Raw genomic sequence first — 4,248 nt, 5'->3', positions numbered from 1 at the left:
CCCCTGATTATGAGTTTCCTATATTCGATATGTTATCCAGCTCTAAAAAGCAGGGTTATTTGAGCTATCATTAACACATACAGGGATTTATGTGTTTTCGTTATTAAAATTAACAGTTCATTTTATGTAAAATATTACACTGGTTTACATGGATTTACAGGAATACTGGCGAAAAAACTGGCGCCAAAGTATTATTCCGCCTGAGGGTATTCTTATATTCGATATTCTAGTAAATGCTCGATATAATGCAACAGAATCGATTGAATATTATATAGTTGCTTCATAATAATTTTCAAACATTGAACCTATTCTATTGATAATATAGTTATTTTGGTGTAAGAAGCTGATTTATAGAATCCTAAATGGAGACAAATTAATTTAAGGCAAATATGCAAGAGGATTTCAATATTATCCCAGCAATATGGCACTCCAAGATCAGATTCCCAACTCTATCTCCTGATATAGTCAAGAAAGAAGCCTTGCTTTCGTCATTTGATAACCTCACTTAACTTGACAAAAATTGTCTGTTAATCGCAGTCGGATCGCTCTTGCTAATGACTTTGATTAACAGGTTGTATAACAGAAAGGGGATTGGGTACTATTATTTACTTTTATGATTGCAATACACTGTTTACAAAACTATTAAACATAAGGTAGATATAAACAATTTTTATACCTACTCGTTGTGTGCAACCAAAACGAATAAAAAATGAAGATAAACAAACTTATACATGTTGTAATCTTAGGACTGATTTCAATATTAGCATTTTCCTGTGCAACAAGATCAATGGAAAAAGGAGAAACAAGCCCTATTGTTGATGCCAACGGCAACAAATTGCCAAACAGCATTTCTGAAATTACAAATGTAGAAATCGGAGGGATTGACCAATACCTTATTATCAGAGGTGCAGATACATCAAAACCAGTTATATTATTTGTTCATGGCGGACCGGGAAGTCCTGAAACTGCACTTATGAGAGCGCTGAACCCGACAATAGAAAACGATTTCATGATGGTTTATTGGGAACAACGTGGCGCAGGAAAATCATATTCTAACAATATTCCACCCGTAACCATGAATTTGGAACAATTTATTTCAGACACACAAGAGGTTTCAGAATACTTGATAAAACGTTTCGGCAAAGAAAAAATATTTATCATGGGGCATTCCTGGGGTTCGTTTCTTGGTATTTTAACAGCCTACCAACACCCTGAACTTTATCATGCCTATTTTGGAGTAGGTCAGTCTTGTATGCAATACGAGGGCGAAAAAGTATCGTTTGATTGGGTGAAAGAACAGGCAAGCCTGCAAAACGATAAAAAAGGCATTAGAAGACTTTCAAAAATTACTTTCCCATCAATAAATGCCGATAGTGATGAGTTTATAAAGTTTATAATGCAAGAAAGGAAATTTGTAAACAAATATGGCGGTGCAGTACATGGCGAAACATCAATGCTTTCTCTTCTGAAATTTATCCTTAAAGCCGATGAATATTCTTTTAAAGATAAAACAAACTATATGAGAGGCAACAAGTTTTCCATTACTCATCTATTTTCCACACAAATTCAAACTGATTTATCGCAGGAAATTGACAGCATGCAAGTGCCGGTTTATATATTTCAAGGCAAATACGATTACCAATGCCCAACCCAAACTGCTAAAGAATTTTACGACCAATTGAAAGCCCCCAATAAAGATTTTTTCATATTTGAAAATTCGGCACATAATCTCAATATAGAAGAACCAAAAAAATTTAATGCAATTGTATTAGAAAAAGTACAAGAACATTCAAACAACTAAAAGAGATGTGTTTAAAGCTTTCAAAAATCATATTAGTATTCAGAAAATGATAGGCTGCACTTACAGATCATATAATACATAACTAAAAATGCCTATAAGATTGGTTACATAGATTTGTAGAAATACTGGCGAAATAACTGGCACCGTTTTTATTTTCCTTTTGCAAAAAAGAAACTCGAAACAATCAATTGTTTTATTAGCAAATAAGGACTTTGTTAGCGGAAATAGGGAGTGTTAAAGTAAGTTAACTCAAGCAATGAAAATTACAAGATAATAATATGGAAAATGAAATTTTTGAATATCTCTCAAAGTATATTCCAATCACCCAAGAATTGGAGGAGGAACTTAGTAAAATCGAATTTATAAAGCGCTTCGTTAAGGAAACAATTCTACTTGAAGAAGGTAAAATATCAAAGGAATGTTTTTTTATAATTAAAGGGTGTATTAGAAGCTACTATCTTAAAGATGGAGAAGAAAAAACAACAGAATTCTATACAGAAGAACAAGCTGTTGTACCTTCTGCATATGGAAATAAAACCCCCTCACACTACTATATTGAGTGCACTGAAGATACCATTGCAGGAGTGGGTACTCCCGAATTGGAAGCCGAGATATATCAGAAATTCCCTCAGATAGAATCATTAAACCGTGCTTTAGGAGAAGCTATCATGGCAAATACTCAGAATACATTTGCCGAATATAAGATGGCTTCGCCCGAAGAGAGATATCTGAGTTTGCTAAAAAACCGGCCGGATTTAATACAGAGAGCTCCCCAGCATCAAATAGCAAGCTATTTAGGTATTAAGCCAGAATCATTAAGTCGGATTCGAAAACGAATAATGAATCAAGAATAGTTTTACCTTCTTCGTGTTTCTTAACTTAAGTCAACGTAACCAACCAGCATAGTGCCGTAATTTTGAATCTAAACAAATGTTTAATTTAAAATTCAAAATTATGAACTTCAAAAAAATATCAGCAGCAATCTTTATAAGCTTACTCTTCGTACAGGCATTTAGTCAAATTCAAGCAGTTAAAGCTTCTATAAAAGATCCAGTACCTAACAACAAATTCTCAGCAGGTACTGCTTATCATTCCTTCCTCAATTTTGGTGAGGAAAAAACCAATACACAGCATTACGAGTTTCATTTTGGCTATCGACTTAGCCCTAAAGATAAAATTGGCATCAAAGTAGCCACATGGAAAATGTATGCTCCTATGGGTATGCCCATGAAGGAACAACTTAAGTTTGATGAAAGTAATAACTATCCAGGCAGATTGAGAGAATCTGGAATCGGCCTTACTTATCAGCGCTTACTTTGGAGGGGGTTATTTGCAACAGTAGAAATACTGCCACAATTAAAAACATATCTGGATGTAAATGAAAATAAAATTGGGAAGGGTTTCAAACTATACACTACTTATCACCTGGGCTACCATTTCCCACTATTTAAGAACAGAATGTATATTGAACCACAAATTCATTGCAATTATTGGCCAATTGATACAAATACTCCCTCGTCTTTTAAAGAAATAGAAAAGGGATGGAATAATTATTTCCTGTTTGAACCAAATATCTATATAGGGATCAGATTTTAAATAATTCCATGATTGTTGGTTAGGAAATAATTAATAAATGGAAGAATATAAACAATAGTTTTGATAGAATATGAAGGTCCTGAGTATATAAAATAAACAGATTGAAAAACTTTATGCGAAATAAATTATCAATATGACAACATTAGTATTAGGCGCAACTGGCGCAACCGGTAAACAGTTGGTAGAACAATTGTTGAATATGGGGCAAAAAGTCAAGGTCATTGTACGTCCGACCGGAGAAATACCTGACAATTGGAAGATTAATGACAATATAACAATAATCAAAGCTACTATCTCAAAGATAAGTGTAAGCGAAATGACAAGCTATATGAATGATTGTCAGTCAGTCGCTTCTTGCCTTGGTCATAATATAAATATGAAAGGAATATTCGGAAAACCCAGGTTTTTAGTAAGCGATGCCATTAGATTGCTTATTGATGCAATTCAGAAGAATTCACCAGATATCCCAATCAGACTTGTGCTGATGAATACAACTGCTAACAGGAACAGAGATTTAAAAGAACGCATCTCGATCGGACAAAAATTAGTGATGAGCTTGATTCGTTTACTTGTCCCACCGCAATTAGACAACGAAAAAGCAGCAGACGTGCTAAGGGTGGATATTGGACAAAATAATAAATGGATTCAATGGATTGCTGTTCGACCAGATACCCTGATTAATGAAGATATCATAAGCGAATATGAGGCACATGCTTCACCAATAAGGAGTGCCATGTTTAATCCTGGCAAAACAAGCCGAATAAATGTTGGACATTTTATGGCTAAGATTATTGTCGACGATGACTTATGGCACAAGTGGAAAGGGCAAATGCCAGTAATTTATAATAAAT

4 protein-coding genes are annotated in these 4,248 nt (G+C 34.2%); all 4 read left to right on the top strand.

Annotation, left to right across the window (positions count from 1 at the left end; translation table 11 throughout):
- The first annotated feature begins 709 nt into the window (after window positions 1-709).
- Entirely contained in the window at window positions 710-1,801 is a 1,092-nt protein-coding gene (locus tag ABFR62_13315) for an alpha/beta hydrolase (protein ID MEN8139399.1), read from the top strand.
- A gap of 278 nt (window positions 1,802-2,079) precedes the next feature.
- Window positions 2,080-2,655 carry a Crp/Fnr family transcriptional regulator gene (locus ABFR62_13310; GenBank protein MEN8139398.1) on the top strand — a complete coding sequence of 192 codons (576 nt, stop codon included), beginning with the start codon at window positions 2,080-2,082 and terminating at the stop codon, window positions 2,653-2,655.
- Between the two features lie 100 nt (window positions 2,656-2,755).
- Window positions 2,756-3,397: a hypothetical protein gene (locus ABFR62_13305; GenBank protein MEN8139397.1), complete on the top strand. Its 642-nt coding sequence runs from the start codon at window positions 2,756-2,758 to the stop codon at window positions 3,395-3,397.
- A gap of 133 nt (window positions 3,398-3,530) precedes the next feature.
- On the top strand, window positions 3,531-4,248 hold a 718-nt coding region (locus ABFR62_13300), incomplete at its 3' end, for an NAD(P)H-binding protein (protein MEN8139396.1).

It is taken from the genome of Bacteroidota bacterium, assembly GCA_039714315.1.
Lineage (GTDB): Bacteria > Bacteroidota > Bacteroidia > Flavobacteriales > JADGDT01 > JADGDT01.
This window is presented reverse-complemented; position numbering and strand designations above follow the sequence as displayed.

Coding starts and splice junctions, on each gene's coding strand:
- ABFR62_13315 (MEN8139399.1), top strand. CDS start 710: ATGAAGATAAACAAACTTATACATGTTGTAATCTTAGGACTGATTTCA.
- ABFR62_13310 (MEN8139398.1), top strand. CDS start 2,080: ATGGAAAATGAAATTTTTGAATATCTCTCAAAGTATATTCCAATCACC.
- ABFR62_13305 (MEN8139397.1), top strand. CDS start 2,756: ATGAACTTCAAAAAAATATCAGCAGCAATCTTTATAAGCTTACTCTTC.